General features: G+C 36.4%; 16 protein-coding genes and 5 tRNA genes. 3 read left to right on the top strand and 18 right to left on the bottom strand.

The genetic code is table 11. From position 1 onward, the window contains the following. Positions 1-86: 86 nt before the first annotated feature. Genes ACLJX0_RS10945 through ACLJX0_RS10955 form a run of 3 tightly spaced genes read right to left on the bottom strand, consistent with a single transcriptional unit; the run spans position 87 to position 3,038 of the window. Positions 87-824: a tyrosine-protein phosphatase gene (locus tag ACLJX0_RS10945; protein WP_410880437.1), complete on the bottom strand. Its 738-nt coding sequence runs from the start codon at positions 822-824 to the stop codon at positions 87-89. Positions 825-830: 6 nt separating this feature from the next. Continuing rightward, positions 831-1,958, bottom strand: coding sequence for a DUF4105 domain-containing protein (locus ACLJX0_RS10950; protein ID WP_410880438.1), 1,128 nt, complete (start codon positions 1,956-1,958; stop codon positions 831-833). Between the two features lie 3 nt (positions 1,959-1,961). Continuing rightward, positions 1,962-3,038 carry a PorV/PorQ family protein gene (locus ACLJX0_RS10955; RefSeq protein WP_410880440.1) on the bottom strand — a complete coding sequence of 359 codons (1,077 nt, stop codon included), beginning with the start codon at positions 3,036-3,038 and terminating at the stop codon, positions 1,962-1,964. Positions 3,039-3,187: 149 nt separating this feature from the next. On the opposite strand from ACLJX0_RS10955, the gene ACLJX0_RS10960 reads away from it, so the two are divergent. Continuing rightward, entirely contained in the window at positions 3,188-3,928 is a 741-nt protein-coding gene (locus tag ACLJX0_RS10960) for a CDP-alcohol phosphatidyltransferase family protein (protein WP_410880442.1), read from the top strand. Positions 3,929-4,003: 75 nt separating this feature from the next. On the opposite strand, the gene ACLJX0_RS10965 is transcribed toward ACLJX0_RS10960, so the two are convergent. The 3 genes from ACLJX0_RS10965 to ACLJX0_RS10975 form a co-directional block, all read right to left on the bottom strand. Further along, positions 4,004-4,453: a hypothetical protein gene (locus ACLJX0_RS10965; RefSeq protein WP_410880444.1), complete on the bottom strand. Its 450-nt coding sequence runs from the start codon at positions 4,451-4,453 to the stop codon at positions 4,004-4,006. Between the two features lie 3 nt (positions 4,454-4,456). Then, entirely contained in the window at positions 4,457-4,867 is a 411-nt protein-coding gene (locus tag ACLJX0_RS10970; RefSeq protein ID WP_410880446.1) for a hypothetical protein, read from the bottom strand. Between the two features lie 226 nt (positions 4,868-5,093). Beyond that, a complete protein-coding gene (locus ACLJX0_RS10975) occupies positions 5,094-5,840 on the bottom strand; it encodes an NYN domain-containing protein (RefSeq protein ID WP_410880448.1) in 747 nt (248 codons plus the stop codon). A gap of 384 nt (positions 5,841-6,224) precedes the next feature. On the opposite strand from ACLJX0_RS10975, the gene ACLJX0_RS10980 reads away from it, so the two are divergent. Then, complete coding sequence (locus ACLJX0_RS10980; protein ID WP_410880450.1) at positions 6,225-8,618, top strand: TonB-dependent receptor domain-containing protein; 2,394 nt, start codon at positions 6,225-6,227, stop codon at positions 8,616-8,618. Between the two features lie 237 nt (positions 8,619-8,855). Here the strand turns inward: ACLJX0_RS10980 and cls are convergent, their stop codons facing one another. The 11 genes from cls to idi all read right to left on the bottom strand — a co-directional run bounded on the left by cls (position 8,856) and on the right by idi (position 14,892). Next, positions 8,856-10,337 carry a cardiolipin synthase gene (gene cls / locus ACLJX0_RS10985; protein WP_410880452.1) on the bottom strand — a complete coding sequence of 494 codons (1,482 nt, stop codon included), beginning with the start codon at positions 10,335-10,337 and terminating at the stop codon, positions 8,856-8,858. A gap of 304 nt (positions 10,338-10,641) precedes the next feature. Beyond that, positions 10,642-11,514 carry a hypothetical protein gene (locus tag ACLJX0_RS10990; RefSeq protein WP_410880454.1) on the bottom strand — a complete coding sequence of 291 codons (873 nt, stop codon included), beginning with the start codon at positions 11,512-11,514 and terminating at the stop codon, positions 10,642-10,644. 440 nt (positions 11,515-11,954) lie between these two features. Further along, positions 11,955-12,028: transfer RNA gene (locus tag ACLJX0_RS10995), tRNA-Thr, on the bottom strand. A gap of 39 nt (positions 12,029-12,067) precedes the next feature. After that, positions 12,068-12,141: transfer RNA gene (locus tag ACLJX0_RS11000), tRNA-Thr, on the bottom strand. 37 nt (positions 12,142-12,178) lie between these two features. Next, a tRNA-Thr gene (locus tag ACLJX0_RS11005) sits at positions 12,179-12,252 on the bottom strand. 37 nt (positions 12,253-12,289) lie between these two features. Continuing rightward, positions 12,290-12,363, bottom strand: a tRNA-Thr gene (locus tag ACLJX0_RS11010). 42 nt (positions 12,364-12,405) lie between these two features. Continuing rightward, a tRNA-Thr gene (locus tag ACLJX0_RS11015) sits at positions 12,406-12,479 on the bottom strand. An 80-nt stretch (positions 12,480-12,559) separates the two neighbouring features. Then, the gene (locus tag ACLJX0_RS11020) at positions 12,560-12,823 is read right to left on the bottom strand and encodes a hypothetical protein (RefSeq protein ID WP_410880456.1); all 264 of its coding nucleotides are present in this window, start codon (positions 12,821-12,823) and stop codon (positions 12,560-12,562) included. Between the two features lie 56 nt (positions 12,824-12,879). Continuing rightward, entirely contained in the window at positions 12,880-13,848 is a 969-nt protein-coding gene (locus ACLJX0_RS11025) for a type I phosphomannose isomerase catalytic subunit (protein WP_410880458.1), read from the bottom strand. Between the two features lie 95 nt (positions 13,849-13,943). Further along, complete coding sequence (locus ACLJX0_RS11030; RefSeq protein WP_410880460.1) at positions 13,944-14,360, bottom strand: 6-pyruvoyl trahydropterin synthase family protein; 417 nt, start codon at positions 14,358-14,360, stop codon at positions 13,944-13,946. A gap of 4 nt (positions 14,361-14,364) precedes the next feature. Next, complete coding sequence (idi, locus tag ACLJX0_RS11035; RefSeq protein ID WP_410880484.1) at positions 14,365-14,892, bottom strand: isopentenyl-diphosphate Delta-isomerase; 528 nt, start codon at positions 14,890-14,892, stop codon at positions 14,365-14,367. A gap of 177 nt (positions 14,893-15,069) precedes the next feature. On the opposite strand from idi, the gene ACLJX0_RS11040 reads away from it, so the two are divergent. Next, positions 15,070-15,309, top strand: a complete 240-nt coding sequence (locus ACLJX0_RS11040) for a hypothetical protein (RefSeq protein WP_410880462.1) — start codon at positions 15,070-15,072, stop codon at positions 15,307-15,309. A gap of 63 nt (positions 15,310-15,372) precedes the next feature. Here the strand turns inward: ACLJX0_RS11040 and ACLJX0_RS11045 are convergent, their stop codons facing one another. Then, complete coding sequence (locus ACLJX0_RS11045) at positions 15,373-17,568, bottom strand: RecQ family ATP-dependent DNA helicase (protein ID WP_410880464.1); 2,196 nt, start codon at positions 17,566-17,568, stop codon at positions 15,373-15,375. Positions 17,569-17,591: the final 23 nt, after the last annotated feature.

The raw sequence follows: 17,591 nt of genomic DNA on the forward strand, positions 1-17,591 counted from the left end.
AATACATCTACAAATCAAATAGTTATAAAAAAAATAGATTATCCATCCATATAAAAAAAGCCACTCAGACGAGTGGCTTTTTTTATTTATATTCTAAATTCTTGATTATTTGCAATCGCTTGTGAAAAAAACTCAATGGCTTTGACTTCTACTTTAGCCTCAAATCCTTTGATGTGTTTTTCGTGGTGAATATCTGATCCAACAAAGTCAATCAACCCCTGTTGCAATAAATAGTTGGCAGCTTCTAAGACATGTTTTCCATAATAACCTGTAACGGATAGCAAGTTGAGTTGAAAAAGGCAACCTGCTTTTTTCAATTTCTTATACATGGCTGTATTTTGATGGTAAAAATTATAACGCTCTGGATGTGCTAAAACAATATCATAGCCATTGGATTTCAATTGAAATAAAATATCCATCAATTGAATCGGAGGATTCATATAGGACATTTCCACCAAAACGTAATCGTTCTTTAGTGTTAAAAGTTCTTTATTCTCAATGCGCGGTAAGAAGCTCTCATCCATCAAATATTCTGAAGCTACTCGTAATTGGAGAGATTCAGACTCAACCGGAAGTTGTTCTTGTACGCTGTTGTATTGATTCAAAATACCTTCTCGTGTATTTTCCCACACCAAAGGTGTAGTATGTGGAGTGGCAATTGCCTGTTCAAAACCGAGGTTTTTCATCGAAGAAATGATATGTTTTGTATCTTCAATGGTCTTTGCACCATCGTCAATTCCGTAAATTAGATGGGAATGAATATCTACGTAATTATCAGGAATTAAGTCTTTTAAAATCGGTTTAGATTTAAAAAATGAAAACATAGCTTCTTATTTTTTCTCTATTCGTTCTACTCTAGTCTTGCGAAACTCTACATACAAGGTAGCAAGAGTTAAGCCATACAAAGGTAAGGTTATAATTAGCTTTTCTGAAAATAAATTCAAAACAGCATAAAGAATTAACAACAATACAACAATCAATCCTAATATTTTTTTAATTTTCCCTTTATTATTAACAAATGGAAGTAAAAGTAAGATTGGATTGCATAAGAAAACTACATTATTTGCTAATACTTCACTATGCAGTGAGTAAAAGCCAACTAAAAGAAAAAATAGTCCCAAAATCCCCATAACGACAAAGTAAATGGAACGCACGATGCGATTGAATGACACCCCAAGTAGAACAGCACATACTAATGAAGCAAACCAATAGGTATTCCACCAGACATAGGTATTAACGGGTTGAGGTTGAAAAATATTGAACTCTTCTTTGACTAAGGGTTGATCGCCATTCATGGAATGCGCTAGTCCAGCTTGGAATTTATCAGGCAAAAACAACAAGGCAGACGGATGATCTACTTTATTGCCAAAAATCAGGTTAATCCCCAATTTTTCGAAGTAACGCTCTTTTAAATAGGTATTCAAAATCGTACGATAATCGGCTGTATTGCCTTCGATGTCCACTTTCACAGGTGTTGGCAACACCTCATTTAGGATATCTACCACCTTGGTGGTGCAGTTCTGATCAATGAATTTATACGTATAAAAGCGATTTTCTTCTTTTAATGATTCATTTAGCAGGCTCCAAACGCGTTGTTTTTGTACTTGAGATAGATTGAGCTCTTGTTCTACTACGGAGCGGTTGTCATAGGCGTAATTCGTTACAAAACTCTCATAGCCTTCATAGTCTACAAAATAAAGTAAATCCCCTTTGACAAACTTAGCGTAGAAGTTTGGGATTCTAAAATCAAACAGTCCGTAGTTGTAGACGCGATCAATTCCTTCTGCAGGATCGTATACACGAATAGCCGTATGCCCAAAAAGCGCGTATAGCTGACTTCCTGTTCCACAAGTTAGTACACTTACTTTTGCTTTATCTGATAATTGTCTATCTGCTGTTTTTGCTTCACTTCCTTGTATGATAAACAAAGCGAAGAACAGCGCGATTAATGTTTTCATTTTTTACTTTCTAAAAATTCCTAAATCTAATTTCAACGAAAATACGTTGGAGTAAATGGCTGCACTTTGATCGCCAATATCTGTCAAAGCGTAATCCACCTGAATCCCTTTATAGTGGAAACCAACCCCTATATTGGGTTGAAATTCCATCTTTTGGGAGTTGTCCATTTGTCTGTTGTTTTGGAAATTTCCCACTCCACCACGAACAAATACGAGATTCGCATAACCGAATTCCACTCCTAAGGAAGGTGTCATACTCATGGATCCACTTGAAATAACCGCATTGGTTTCGGCGAATTCCACGTGCAAGGCAAAAGCTGCTAACACGTTCAAATCACGAGAAAGCTTGACATTTTTGGATACTCCCATTTGCAATTTAGGCAAGGTGATTTCTGTTGTTTCAGGTAGTTCTTGATTCATACCTTCCACTGCGCCTTGCACTTTGCTGTATTCTTTTTTATTAATATTCCACATGTTGTAAGTCGTCGTAATATCTCGTGCCATTACCCCAAACATCCAATCGGAATTGGTTTTGTACTGCACTCCCGCATCGAATCCAAATCCCCAAGAATTGGCAAATTTACCAATCACACGGCGAACGACTTTGGCATTGACTCCATAGGTTAATCCCGGAATTGGTGTATTACGCGCATAAGATAAAACAAAAGCATAATCTGCAGCCGAGAATAAACTAATTCGATTGTAATCAATCGTTCCATTTTGATCGATTAATTCGGTTGTATTCATGATATCGTCCACTCCAAATCGAATAATCGAAATCCCCAAGGCACTTCGCTCATCTAAGGGCATGGCAAATGCGGCATAATCGTATTGGGCGATATTTGCAAAATAACTAGCATGCATCAGCGCCACTTGTTGCTCTTCCAATTGCATTAATCCAGCTGGATTCCAATAAACGGAATTCACATCAGCACTGGAAGAAACCACACTATTTGCCATTCCCATTGCAACAGCATCAACCCCAATATTTAAAAACTCATTGGAGTATTTCCTCGCTTTCTGTGCATGAGCTGTAATCCCAAGGCAAAGTAATAACGTACATACTGTTAGCTTTTTCACAAACCTTTATTTATTATTCATACTAAGTTGTAAAAATAGTAAAAAACTAAAAGGAGAGGAAGATATTATTATTACTAAGTTTATGATACCTTTGTCTAGGAAATAAAGTTCATTTATTTATACTAAACGAAGACTAAAATAAAATATACATGAAAAAACACCTTCCAAATTTCATCACTTTATTAAACCTAAGTTCAGGATTAATTGCTTGTATCTATGCTTTTGACGACAATATCCACATGGCCTTTTTATGGGTGTGTATTGGTATTTTCTTCGATTATTGGGATGGATTTGTTGCTCGAATCCTCAACGTTAAAAGCGAATTAGGCCTTCAATTAGACTCCTTAGCGGATATGGTGACTAGTGGTGTAGTACCTGGATTAATCATTTACAAACAGTTGGCGAATATTCAGGAAACACAAGGTCTCTATAATCTTACTCCTGAAACGTACTATATGGCTGTTGTTCCGTATTTAGGTTTCCTAATTACTTTAGGAGCTGCTTATCGCTTAGCAAAATTTAATATTGATACCAGACAAACCGATTCTTTTATTGGCTTGCCTACACCAGGAAATGCGCTTTTCATTTTAAGCTTACCTTTGATTGTAAGTACAACGAACTCGGAAGCTGTAATTTCATTTCTAAGTAATCCATACGTATTGGTGATCATCAGTGTTTTAAGTGCCTATATCATGAATGCAGAATTGCCTTTGTTTTCGTTAAAAATTAATCCAAAAAACTTAGGGGCTTATAAATTACAACTGGGCTTTGTAGTGGTTTCCATTATTCTATTGGCCGTTTTGCATTATTTAGCCATTCCAATGATCATCTTGCTTTATATTTTGCTTTCTGTCATTAAAAATATGACTACAAAAAAAGAAATAGTTTAATAAATACAAAATAAAAGTGGGCAGAAAAATAAAAATTTTTGCCCACTTTTATTTTGTATTTATTGCTCTTATTTGTCACCACATCCTCCATGCCTCCGTAATATCTTCTCCTTTTTTTGTGTATTCTTTTGCTTCACTTACTTCTAAAATAATATCCAAAATCACTTCTCTTCCGTCAGTAGATATCAAGTCCCATTCCTCATTTAATACATTAAGTTGTTCAACGGTAGCCTTAATAATTTCTACTCCTTCTGTTTTTGATGTTGAATGCTCTATATTTTCAAAGTAATCGTTTAAGATTTCTTCTACCTGATTCACAACTGATTCAGGATAAGGATTATTAGCCCACCTCCTATATTCTATCATTTGCCCTTTTAACTGCTCTATTTCTTTTCGATAAAAGACTGCTAAATCATGTTGTGGTTTCATTTCCTTATTCATTACTACACTTGGTTCTTTCTTTTGTTGACAACCAAGTGTGACCGATGAAAATACAACAACCAGAAGTAAGTAATACCCTTTCATTCTCTATATCTTTAATATTAAATCAAGGATAGTTCCTACAAGTAATAGCCCAACTTGAAAAGACACCATACCAAGGATATAACTGAGAAAACCCTTAAAATAATTACCTTTAGTACCGCCGTAAAATTGGCCAATTGCCCAACTTACATAAAAAAAGAGCACTACTCCTGTTGCGAATTCATTCAACAAAATAAACGAAGGAAAACAGTAATTCAAGACCACTTGTAGCGTATACAACAACATCCCTTCCACCATGATGAAACTCGTCATCACAAAAGTTTCGTACTTGTTGTACTTAAAATCACCAAATATTAATTTCGTCCAAAAAGTAATAGGGGCTAACATCAATAAATTGGCATACCCATAATTATTTTGCACCCAAGCAGATAATTTATTTAATTCGCTTTCGTTCATGGTCTTTTGGGGTTATTGTTGTCATCCTTCAAAAAACGTTTGTACGCTTATTTGTCTCTTTAAAACCAAAGGCCTAAAATTAGTATTCGAAGCAATACATTCCGTTTTTCTTTCCGATTTTCAAAGCTAAAAAAAACAAGGATACCATTTACATCACGCAATAAAAAAAAGAAACACCTGTTTGATTGCTACAAACAGGTGTTTCTTTTTTTTATTTCACAATGTATTATTTCTTCTTCACTAAAGGATGGTTTAATCCTTTGACGTTATTATTAATCACTTCGTATGTCTTTAAATGTTTAAACATTTCAGTCAGGTTTCGAAACCCATAATCTCGCGAGTCAAAACTAGGATCTAATTTACGAAGATTATTCCCCACGGTAGAGATATAGGCTTCTACTTCTTCATCGACTGACATATCAAAAGCCCGATCAATTAGACGCATTTCTTTTTTAGTAATCGTACGTGTATCATCTTCCTCTTCCACCACTTGTTTTCTTTCCTGATTGGTATTCTTTTCTGCTTTAGCGGGTTTAGGCGTTAACGTTTCACAATAGGTGAAAATCTCACAAGACTGTACAAACGCAGTCGGTGTTTTCTTTTCTCCTATTCCCATGACAAAAATTCCTTCCTCTCGAATTCGCTTTGCTAACCCAGTATAGTCACTATCACTCGACACAATGCAGAATCCATCAACCATCTTAGCGTGTAAAATATCCATTGCATCAATAATCAATGAACTGTCCGTTGAATTCTTTCCAGAAGTATAATTGAATTTTTGAATGGGCGAGAATGACAAATCATTTAGCAAATCCTTCCAACTATTCATTTGTGGGGTAGTCCAATCACCATAAATACGGCGAATAGTTACTTTTCCATATTTTGAAACTTCGGCTAATATATTCTCCAATAGTTTCGCTTGTGCGTTATCTCCATCAACGAGAATCGCTATATTATTATTGTTTTTTTCCATTTTTAACTAGTATTCAAACTCAAGTACGTAAAATACGAAAAAAATAGGCATAAACTGTGTTTTTAATCTTTTTTTAGCATGCTATCTTTTTTCTTTTCGCGCCACTCATTTCTCTGCTTTTGCCCCGCCATACCCTACGCCAATTTTATGTTGAGTAAAGCACAGGCTTGTTGAACATACACCTCTTTATTTCCTGTGCTTGAACCACAAAAAAAAGTATATCTCATACATTTATATTTTTTCTAAATAACAAATAACAAACTTAAAATCAAGCAATTGCATTCAAATTATTTGATTGTTTACTATTTAACACTTTTTATTTTGTAACAAAAGTACAGTTTATCAGTCTATTTAGATAGACAAAAATATAATTCAACTAATCCAATGCATTCAAAACTATCTTTATTATTTTTTCTACTTTCCTTCTGCGGTATATATGCTCAAGGATTGGTAAAACTAACAGGCCGCGTAGTAGATAAAAACCTCAATGAGGCGATTCCATACGCAACGATTACCTTAAAAAAAGGAGATACCGTCATCACAGGAGGTATGACTGCTGATAATGGTACGTTCTCTATTACTGCCACATCAGATACCTATAACTTAGACATCCAGTTTATTGGTTATACGCCCTATCACAAAGAAATTAGTCTAACAAATGCCACTGATTTAGGCACTATTCACCTAGAGGCAGAATCAACAACTTTAGCGGATGTCAATATCATAGCAGAACGCTCCACCATCGAACAAAAGATTGATCGAAAAGTTATTACGGTTGGAAAAGATTTAACCACTGTAGGGGCCACAGCTTCTGATATTATGAATAATATTCCATCCGTTAACGTGGATAAGGACGGGAAGATTTCCTTAAGAGGAAATGAAAACGTGCGTATCTTACTCGACGGAAGACCCACTAATATGTCAGCCGAACAATTGTTGAAACAAATTCCATCAACTTCTATTAAAAGCATTGAGTTAATTACAAACCCTAGTGCAAAATACAATCCTGAGGGAATGTCGGGGATTATCAATATCATCTTACACAAAAATACAGCTGATGGATTCAATGGGTCCCTGGATAGTGGGGTGACGATTGCTAAAAACATTCAATCAACAACTTCCTTAAACCTCAACTACAGACAAGGAAAACTAAATTTCTTTGGAAATGCAAGTTATTCGGATGGAAAATCAACAAATGACGGAGATATGTTTCGCCATGATATTGCTTCTCCAACGGACATCAATATGTTGAATAAAAACAAAAACATCTTGTACAAAGTTGGGGTTGATTACTATATCAATGACAACAATACCCTATCGTTTTACACCAATCAAAGTACAAATACGGCTACAGTTAATTTAAAAACGACAACCCTATATCCCGACCATTCCTTTGAAGATATTTTTCAAAAAACGAAATACGACAACAAAAATACGTTTAGCACCTATAACCTAGCGTATAAACATTTATTTGAGAAAAAAGGACATACACTAGATGTGGAAGTGAACCACAACATCAACAAAGCAGATATGGATGGGGATTACCTCACAAAATTAGGCATCGCTAGTGATTTGTTATACCAAGATGGAAACAACGATGAGAATACCTTATCTACAATAAACATTGATTATGTTAATCCATTAAATGACCATACCAAGTTAGAATTAGGCGCTGAGGCTCGCATTTCAAGAGCAGACAATAACTTCAGTTCAAACAACCCTTTAATTCCTTCCACACAAGCGGCAATAGCGAATAAATACGACCAAGATATTTTCTCAGCTTATGCTACCTTCGGTCAAACCTTGGGTAAATTCAACTATCAGTTGGGAACAAGAGTAGAGAGTTACAAAGTAGATTCTAAATTAGACGGGGCTTCGACATTTAAAGATGATTATGTGACGTTATACCCTTCGGTTTACTTGGGCTATAACCTAACAGAAAGCGATATGTTCAATCTGAGCTATAGCCGTCGTGTAGATCGTCCTGGCATCAGACAAACCAATCCGGTCCGTCAGTTTTCAACTCCTTTAATGACCATGGTTGGGAATCCAGAATTGAAACCGCAGTTTACAAATTCAGTAGAATTGAACTATACGCGTTTGTTTGATAAAAGAAGCAGTATTACGGCTGGAGTTTACTACAGACGCATCAACCATGAGATTAATCACGTGATTTACGACGATCCAGACAATGATAATCCAAATGCTTTATTGATGACGTTTGACAACTACAAATCAAACGATGCCTATGGTTTTGAAGTATCTGCCAATATTATTGTTACCCCGTGGTGGGACATGCAACCCGCAATTGATTTCTCTAGTATCAAACAAACAGGGTTTGTTTCTCAACTGGATGCAACAGGAACTATGCAAACGGTACTCCGCGATATTACGGCTAATGCGTTCAATGCGCGTTTAAACAGTAACTTCAAAGCAACGAAAAACCTTCGTTTTAACTTATTCGGATTCTATAGAGGAGCCGTAGACGGAATTACCTCTGATGGACAAGAGATGTACAAAATAGACGCGGGTGCTCGCTATGCTCTACTCAACAATAAATTGGGGATCAGCGTGAGATTTAACGATATCTTCAATACCATGTCCTACAAATTCAAAACGAAATATCCTTATCCTTCCACAGGTGAGTTCACTTGGGAAAGTCAATCCGTTTACATTGGTGTAAACTATACGTTTGGCGGCGGAAAAGGTCGTTCGTTACAACGAAAATATAGAGATACAAACACCAAACAAAGTGGTGGATCAGGTGGACTGTTCTAAGTCTCTATCCTAAATTTCAATTATTACGCAAAAGAGGATTCCTGAAAGGGAGTCCTTTTTTTGTTGGTTGTTGGTTGGCTTTCGGCTTTTGTCCTTTAGGGTTTGTTCCAATCGGTTTTGCAATTTATTTATGAACTAGGTGAAATAAAACTTGCAACCCTCAACTACCCCCCCCCACCAAAACCTCAACTAACCCTCAACTAACCCTCACCAAACTCCCAACTAACCCTCACCCAATCACAACAGCGGAGACAACAAACGCAAAATGCTATTTTTCAAGCGATGCCATTTCGAACGTTTATTCCAGCGTTCTAATTCTAATTTAATCGAATTTTTACAATCCTCCTTAAACATATCACGCATTTGATTGGCAAAATCCATATCATACAAGACCACATTTACTTCAAAATTTAGATCAAAGCTACGATGATCGAGATTACAAGTTCCTACGGAGCTAATCCCAGAATCAGTTACCCAAGTTTTTGCGTGTATAAACCCTTTCTTGTACAAATAGATTTCGACACCTGATTCCAATAGTTCTTGAAAATAGGACTCAGAAGCCAATTTAACAGTCAATGAATCCGTAATTCCTGGCAGCAAGAGTTTGACCTTTTTTCCGCTGAGTACAGCAATTTTAATGGCTACCTGAAGGGATTCATCAGGAATATAATACGGCGTTGTAATGCAAATCTCATGATCTGTGGCTTGAATGGCTTGTAAAACGCTAAACAAAATAGACGGGACATCCGAATCTGGTCCTGATGCAATAACTTGAAGAGGTAGAGTTTCTTGTTTCCCCATGTGAATCTTAGGGAAATAATCAGCAGAGAAGTTAATATTCTCTTTGCTACAAAAGTTCCAATCCGTCAAAAAGACATGCTGTAATCCATAAGCTCCACTTCCTTCAATACGAATATGGGTATCTCTCCAGAAGAAGTCATTTTCTGCTTTTCTTCTATTATCATAGCGATCGGATATATTAATTCCACCAGTATAGGCAATTTGCCCATCTATGACCACAATTTTGCGGTGATTGCGGTAATTTAAACGATTAGCCAATGCAAGTAAAATAATTTTATTGAATGCAAAGGCTTGCACCCCATTCGCCCGTAAATCTTTAACGATATTTTTTCGGATACTCCGACTGCCAAAATCATCATAGATAAAGCGTACCTCAATTCCCTCCTGCGCTTTAGCTTTTAGGATATCCGCTATGTCTCTACCTATTTCAGTATTTTCATAAATATAGTATTCGATGTGGATATGGTGCTTAGCTGCACGTAAATCCTCCAGCAAACGCGGAAAGAAAGTTTCGCCATTTTGCAAAAGCTCCACATTATTATCAACCAATAATGGTCCTTCTCCTACGATGGCATTAGATAGTAGATTGACTAAGGATCGATGTTGATCGACAATAGGATGTCCTTGTTGTTGTAAATCCAGGTGCACTTCCCGCATTCTACTGTAAAATCGTTCCGCATAATTGTCATTAGCTATCAATTTTTTGGAGTACATTTTACGTCTTCGGTAGTTAATACCAAAGGAGAAATAAAAGATAATTCCAAATACAGGAACAAAGAACACGAGCAAAAGGTAAGCAAGTGTTTTAGAAATCGAATCAGTATCATAGATGATTCGAACCGCCACGAGTGTTGCGATAAGAAAGTAGGCTACTTCAATATAAATAACCCATTCTGATTCGAAAAACAAAGATATCATAGGTTGAATTCTTTACGATCAAGTAAAAATAGTTGCTTTAAAGCAAACCTAAATTTAAGCATTCTTTTTCTAAAACCCCCTATATCTTAGTTCAAAACACTCGATCCTTTCTGACAGTAATTCTCATACCTGTTAGAGGCACTTATGCTAATTCGAGCGAAAGGCTCAATTATTTACATGAAACCGCAAATTACAAAAGAGAACTTTCTTCTCACAACCACTTAGGCCTTTTAAACCAGTAGGACTGGTCTGTTATATCGCAAAAACTGGAACAAATCGGACTGGCACTTTATTTCATTAAATTTTAGACCAATCGCTCAACTAAGATAATAACGCTTTTTTCAATATTGTATCCATCAAATACATGACAAGTAACTCTATACACTTCCCCTATACTTTCAATTGTTATAATACTCACTTGAGATTGGATAAATTTAGCATTCATAACAGGATTCGTCTTATTACCAGGGTCTTTATGTACATACTTCCATGAGCCACTACTAATACTGCTATAATCAATAATATTACGAAATTCTTTCTTGTCGTTACTACGAGTTAAACTACTCCAATTTGTATTAGAAGTTATATAATCCGCTCGAAATGAATTTTTCCTAATTTGCAAATACATATCTCCACTACTTGGCAGATTAGGCTGTACAATTCGAAAACTAAAATTTCCTAAATGGACAACTGAATTTTCTGCTATTGAATTATCTATTTTCACTTTTTTCCTCACATACGTATCATAATCATACACTACCCAATCGTTGTCTTTATTTGCAACAACAGACAAATGTTGTCCTGGATAAAGAGTATATGAAGATAAATTAAGAAGTTCTTTACCGCCAAATTTAAATGTTTGATTTCCTCGCGTTTTAATTTGTAAGGATTGATCAGTAGTTAAATTTTTAATGTTGTAGATTCTTCCAAAAGCATCCTCGCCATTTTGATTACTAGGTAGATACAATACGCCATCTAAATAGCCCAGATTACCATTATAACTAATATTACTATCATCCTTTTGAATGTAATATTCTCTATTTGTTATTTCGCGATAATTGGTAGAAATAGATCCTTGTACCGTTAATGTACTGGTAATATCGGTGGTATTTATCCCAATCTGTGCATAGCCTAAGCTACAAGCACTCATAAAAATAATTATGAATTGTTTTTTCATGCAGTATTAAATTAAAACGCAAATAAATTAATACGATAAAAAAAAATCACACCAAAACATCAAAAATAAAAAACAATTTTACTTGTATCTTTTTTCAACTGGTCAATTACGCTTACCAAAAAAAACTGTCGCAGCTATTATATCGATACGGCCTTACCTCCATACACTCTAGCCCTCTAGAGTCTCTATTTTTTACAATTCATTTCAACAGTCGTAGAGATTCCCCCCCAGCTAAGCAGAGTAGAAATCGGTAAAAAGATAAATTTCCCCTTTTTTAGGCGAAGCTATACTATCTGTTTAACTTCCAAAAGCAACTATCTTAGGAGATAGACAAAAAAAGTATAGTAGGTCAATCTAAATAAAGGTTTGTACTTGATTCGTTAGTTATTCAAAGCTGTTGCAGAAAAAAAAAGAGGGTGTCTTTTAGGACACCCTCTTTGAGCCGATGGAGGGACTCGAACCCACGACCTGCTGATTACAAATCAGCTGCTCTAGCCAACTGAGCTACACCGGCAGTTTACCTTGCCTAGCAATAGTATGTTTTCAAAATTTGAGCCGATGGAGGGACTCGAACCCACGACCTGCTGATTACAAATCAGCTGCTCTAGCCAACTGAGCTACACCGGCAATCAAATTGCCTTGCAATAGTTAATTTTCAAAATTGAGCCGATGGAGGGACTCGAACCCACGACCTGCTGATTACAAATCAGCTGCTCTAGCCAACTGAGCTACACCGGCAATCAAATTGCCTTGCAATAGTTAATTTTCAAAATTGAGCCGATGGAGGGACTCGAACCCACGACCTGCTGATTACAAATCAGCTGCTCTAGCCAACTGAGCTACACCGGCGACTCAAAATCGTCTTGTACTATTTAATCTTCAAAAAAATTGAGCCGATGGAGGGACTCGAACCCACGACCTGCTGATTACAAATCAGCTGCTCTAGCCAACTGAGCTACACCGGCGACTCATTTTTCGAGTGCAAATATAACACGCTTTTTCAATCTTCCAACCGATTTTACGTGTTTTTTTAGCTTTATTTTAATTACAAGTTGTTGATTTTTTCAACTAATTGACCTGCAATGTTTTCCAATTTTACAAAAACACCTTTAAAATGAGCTTTTTTATTTTCTACCCCTTTTGCATTGATATCAACAATCAATTCATCGAATCCTGTTAATGCTTCTTCGATCAATGCTGATGTTTCTGCTGTAGCTCCTCCTACTGTCAATTCATGAATATAAATTGCTTCAATGATGTCTCCTAATACTTGGTGTACATCTTTCTTTAATCCTCTTACACTTGCCATAATAATTGATTTTAAATTTTAAACAAAAGTACAATTAACTTTACTATATCGGTGGTCTAATCGATATATATTTCTAATAAGGTTGCTCGACCAGTTGCAACTAGATTTTTTACTGATGCGGGAATCAACACCGTTTGGCCTTGTTTAATTCCGCAGGATAAGGCGTCCATTTGAAGCTCACAAGCCCCTTCCGTACACACATATAGGTAGAAGCGATCTAAGGGCTTCTCTATCTTATATTGTTCCGCTAAAGGGATTAGATTCACAGTGAAAAACGGACAAGACACTACAGGATTAGCCTGATTAGCTTCTTTAGTATAGGAAAGCTCCACCTGTTTTTTCTCGTAGTTAATCGCATCTAAGGCTAAATCTACATGTAATTCTCGGGTTTTACCTTCACTATCCACTCGATCCCAATCATATACGCGATACGTAATATCAGAGGTTTGTTGAATTTCTGCTAATAAAACACCGCCGCCAATAGCATGTACCGTGCCTGTTTGAATAAAAAAAGCATCCCCTTTCTTGACAGGGATCTCATTTAAAATAGCAGGAAGTGTTTTGGTATGTAAATGTTGTAAGTAGTCGGCTTGGGTAACCCCTTCTTTAAAATCCACTACAACTCGAGCTCCAGGATCCGCTTGCATAACATACCACATTTCGGTTTTCCCTAGGGAGTCATGTCGTTCTCGAGCCAATGCGTCATTGGGGTGTAATTGAATAGACAAATCCTCCTTAGCGTCCAAAAATTTGAACAACAGCGGAAATTGATAACCAAACGTTGTTACAATAAATGAACCTAAAATATCTTCTGGATAGGTTTTAATTAGTTCTTCTAAGCTTTGTCCTTTATAACCGCCATTGGAAACAAGACTAACGTTGTCTGGGACATTCGAAATTTCCCAGCTTTCTCCAATGGAATCAGAAATCTGCTGTTTACCTAAAACAGTATGTAATTTCTCCCCCCCCCAAATTCGATCTTTCAGGATGGGTTCAAACATCATTGGATATGGTATAAAACTCATAGGCTTAACTTCTTCCTCATTTTGCAACTATTCATCAACGAAACACTGCATAAAACAAGACGCAAATGTACAACTTTTAATGAATACTCCACATGTTAAATCCCCTCCCCTTTAAAAGTTACAAAGTTTCTCGAAGTTTCATATAAAACCACCTCTAAATCTTTATCTTTCTCAATAAAAGGCCTCAATTTCTGCCAAATTACCACGGCAATATACTCGGCTGTAGGGATAAGATTTTTGAATTCTATAACATCTAAGTTTAGATTTTTGTGATCAAAAGCCTCTTCAATCTCTGCTTTTATCAAGTCTGACAAGATTTTCAAATCCATAACAAAGCCTGTTTCTGGATCAACTTCTCCCGTTACATGAACAATTAATTCGTAATTATGTCCGTGAAAATTAGGGTTATTACACTTGCCAAATACAGCCTGATTCTTCTCTTCAGACCAATCCGGGCGATGTAAACGATGTGCGGCATTAAAATGCGCTTTACGGCTAACAGTTAGTCTCATCTATTTAGATTTTATGTGCTTCAATATGCGGATAAAACTTAGCAAAAATAATCTTAAACCAAGCGGTATACACATGAGGGTTCACCTCCATATCTTCTTTAACCTCTTCAATCCCCATCCATTTCCACGCTTCTACTTCTTCAGGGTTAATCACAGGATTATCGTTGTAATATCCAACCATTACATGGTCAAATTCATGTTCAGTCAAACCATTATCAAAAGGAGCTTTATAAATAAAGTTAAAAACATCTGTAAGCTCCACTTGGAATCCCATTTCTTCTTTCAACCGACGTTTACCTGCTTCGATATTGGTTTCTCCTACTCTTTGATGACTGCAACAAGTGTTTGCCCATAATAAAGGTGAATGATACTTTTGTGCGGCACGTTGTTGTAACATTATTTCATTCTTATCATTAAAAATAAAAACAGAAAATGCACGGTGCAACAAAGCTTTTTCATGAGCTTCCTGTTTGCCCATGGTACCTACTTGTTCATCTTGCTCATTAACTAAAATCACTTGCTCTTCAATCATACCTAGTTGTAAATTTATTTTACTTCCAAAAGTACAAAAAACAAAAGAGGTAACCAACGGCATCTAAGAGTTTAAAAACCGTCCAACTGTACTTCACTTTTTATCTTACTTCTCGATTATTCCTTTTCCTCAACCAATCCCAAGCATTTTGGTTATCTTTGGATTTTTAAAGCAATCATGGAACGATTAATCAAACTAATATGGGATTTTCGCGGTCCCGATGCAGAGAAAATAGCGGATCACCACGTGATTCACTTACGCGAATTTGTCGCAATAGAGAAATTACCCTTAACCCTCATGGACAAACAAGTTATCAACGACGTTCACAGTATTGCCTATCTCGTGGTAAATGATGAACAAATGATTGCAGTACGCGATGCCTTAAAACCACATCGAGGAGAGCTTTATGAAGGGTAATGCGTGAGGCATAAAAATAAAAAATCCCTGCAATTCGCATTGCAAGGATTTTTTTATCACTTTTTAATTAGCTTCTTTTGTAATAAACTGAATGCGCATCAATCGCAATTCTTCTGTATCGTATTCACCATCAAATTCAGCCATTGCAGTTTTGATATTGTCCGATTCAGAATCCATAAAGTAATCGTAGATTTCTTCTTGTTGATCTTCATCTAGCACTTCATCTAACCAATAATCGATATTTAGCTTGGTTCCAGAATAAACAATCTGTTCCATTTCTTTCAACAAAGCATCCATATCTAATCCTTTTGCCTTAGCAATATCATCCAAAGACAATTTGCGATCGACACTTTGAATAATATACAATTTCAAAGCAGAATTCGCTCCTGTTGATTTTACCACTAAATCGTCTGGTCGAATGATGTCGTTTTCTTCTACATAGTTTCGAATCACATCCACGAAATCTTTTCCAAATTTCTTAGCCTTTCCATCACTTACACCGATGATGTTTGCCATCTCTTCGAGTGTAATCGGATACTTCAAACCCATTTCTTCTAACGAAGGATCTTGAAAAACCACAAATGGAGGGACACCTGCTTTTTTTGCTACTTTTTTGCGCAGATCTTTCAAGAGATTAATCAGCACTTGATCAATCACAGCTTCCGTTCTTGGAGCATCACTTTCAACCACCATATCACCTTCTGCATATTCATGGTCTTCGGTCATCATAAAAGAAACGGGATGCTCAATGAATTGTTCACCTAACGCTGTCACTTTCAACACACCATAGGATTCAATATCCTTTTTCAAGTAGCCTGCTACATTCGCTTGTCGAATCAAGGCCAACCAAAAGCGTTCATCCTGATTTTTACCTGATCCAAAGAAAGGTTGTGCATCTGTTTTATTTACTTTTAACAAAGCATTTAGTTTTCCTAAAAGCACAAATACAATTTCTTTGGTTTTGTATACCTGTTTTGTTTCAACAATTATTTTTAAGACTTTTTGAAGTTCGTCTTTGGCTTCGCTTTTCTTTTTTGGGTTGCGAACATTATCATCCATATCAGCCCCTTCCCCGTGTAACTCGTCAAATTCTTCTCCGAAATAGTGTAGTAAGAATTTACGTCTTGACATGGAAGTTTCCGCATAAGCCACCACTTCTTGCAGTAAGGCAATTCCAATTTCTTGTTCTGCGATGGGTTTCCCCGCCATAAACTTCTCTAGTTTTTCAATATCTTTATAAGAATAATACGCCAAGCAATATCCTTCCCCACCATCTCTTCCTGCACGACCTGTTTCTTGATAATAACTTTCAAGCGATTTAGGAATATCATGGTGAATCACATAGCGTACATCGGGTTTATCGATTCCCATACCGAAAGCGATAGTTGCCACTACAACATCAACATCTTCCATCAGGAACATATCTTGGTGTTTGGCTCTGGTTTTTGCATCCAATCCCGCATGGTACGGAACAGCGCTAATTCCATTTACTTGTAATACATTGGCAATCTCTTCTACTTTTTTTCGACTTAAACAGTAAATCACCCCCGACTTTCCTTTGCGCTGTTTAATAAAGCGAATGATATCACTTTCTACGTTTTTTGTTTTGGGTTTTACTTCATAGTATAGGTTGGGTCTATTAAATGAAGCTTTAAAAACGTTAGCATTGGGTATTTCAAGGTTTTTCAGGATATCCTCTTGCACCTTAGGTGTAGCGGTTGCTGTTAAACCGATAATAGGAATATCTCCTAGTTGTCGAATAATATTGCGTAAATTTCTGTATTCAGGTCTAAAGTCGTGTCCCCATTCCGAGATACAGTGTGCTTCGTCAATGGCAACGAAGGACAGTTTCACCTCTTGTAAAAAGTTGACATATTCTTCTTTGGTTAAAGATTCTGGGGCTACATATAACAATTTTGTTACTCCTTGTTTAATGTCCTGTTTAACCTGATTCACTTCCGTTTTGGTGAGAGATGAATTTAAAACATGGGCAATTCCATGCTCTGTAGACAAGCTGCGAATAGCGTCAACTTGATTTTTCATCAGAGCGATCAACGGAGACACCACAATGGCTGTTCCGTCTAAAACCAACGCAGGTAATTGATAGCAAAGTGATTTACCACCACCTGTAGGCATAATCACAAATGTATTGTGCCCGGAGATAATACTTTTCACCACGTCCTCTTGGAGACCTTTAAACTGGGAAAAGCCAAAAAATCTCTTTAACTCTTTGTGCAAGTCAATTTCAATTGATTTCATTATTTTTGTATGGTATTTTACAT

Source organism: Myroides sp. DW712 (assembly GCF_046557355.1).
In the GTDB taxonomy this organism is placed as follows: Bacteria; Bacteroidota; Bacteroidia; order Flavobacteriales; family Flavobacteriaceae; genus Flavobacterium.

Excerpts from the sequence above, each read along its gene's own strand:
- ACLJX0_RS11040 (WP_410880462.1), top strand. The coding sequence starts at position 15,070 with ATGGAACGATTAATCAAACTAATATGGGATTTTCGCGGTCCCGATGCA.
- ACLJX0_RS10970 (WP_410880446.1), bottom strand. The coding sequence starts at position 4,867 with ATGAACGAAAGCGAATTAAATAAATTATCTGCTTGGGTGCAAAATAAT.
- cls (WP_410880452.1), bottom strand. The coding sequence starts at position 10,337 with ATGATATCTTTGTTTTTCGAATCAGAATGGGTTATTTATATTGAAGTA.
- ACLJX0_RS10975 (WP_410880448.1), bottom strand. The coding sequence starts at position 5,840 with ATGGAAAAAAACAATAATAATATAGCGATTCTCGTTGATGGAGATAAC.
- ACLJX0_RS11045 (WP_410880464.1), bottom strand. The coding sequence starts at position 17,568 with ATGAAATCAATTGAAATTGACTTGCACAAAGAGTTAAAGAGATTTTTT.
- ACLJX0_RS10960 (WP_410880442.1), top strand. The coding sequence starts at position 3,188 with ATGAAAAAACACCTTCCAAATTTCATCACTTTATTAAACCTAAGTTCA.
- ACLJX0_RS11030 (WP_410880460.1), bottom strand. The coding sequence starts at position 14,360 with ATGAGACTAACTGTTAGCCGTAAAGCGCATTTTAATGCCGCACATCGT.
- ACLJX0_RS10965 (WP_410880444.1), bottom strand. The coding sequence starts at position 4,453 with ATGAAAGGGTATTACTTACTTCTGGTTGTTGTATTTTCATCGGTCACA.
- ACLJX0_RS11025 (WP_410880458.1), bottom strand. The coding sequence starts at position 13,848 with ATGAGTTTTATACCATATCCAATGATGTTTGAACCCATCCTGAAAGAT.
- idi (WP_410880484.1), bottom strand. The coding sequence starts at position 14,892 with ATGATTGAAGAGCAAGTGATTTTAGTTAATGAGCAAGATGAACAAGTA.
- ACLJX0_RS10980 (WP_410880450.1), top strand. The coding sequence starts at position 6,225 with ATGCATTCAAAACTATCTTTATTATTTTTTCTACTTTCCTTCTGCGGT.
- ACLJX0_RS10950 (WP_410880438.1), bottom strand. The coding sequence starts at position 1,958 with ATGAAAACATTAATCGCGCTGTTCTTCGCTTTGTTTATCATACAAGGA.
- ACLJX0_RS10990 (WP_410880454.1), bottom strand. The coding sequence starts at position 11,514 with ATGAAAAAACAATTCATAATTATTTTTATGAGTGCTTGTAGCTTAGGC.
- ACLJX0_RS10945 (WP_410880437.1), bottom strand. The coding sequence starts at position 824 with ATGTTTTCATTTTTTAAATCTAAACCGATTTTAAAAGACTTAATTCCT.
- ACLJX0_RS11020 (WP_410880456.1), bottom strand. The coding sequence starts at position 12,823 with ATGGCAAGTGTAAGAGGATTAAAGAAAGATGTACACCAAGTATTAGGA.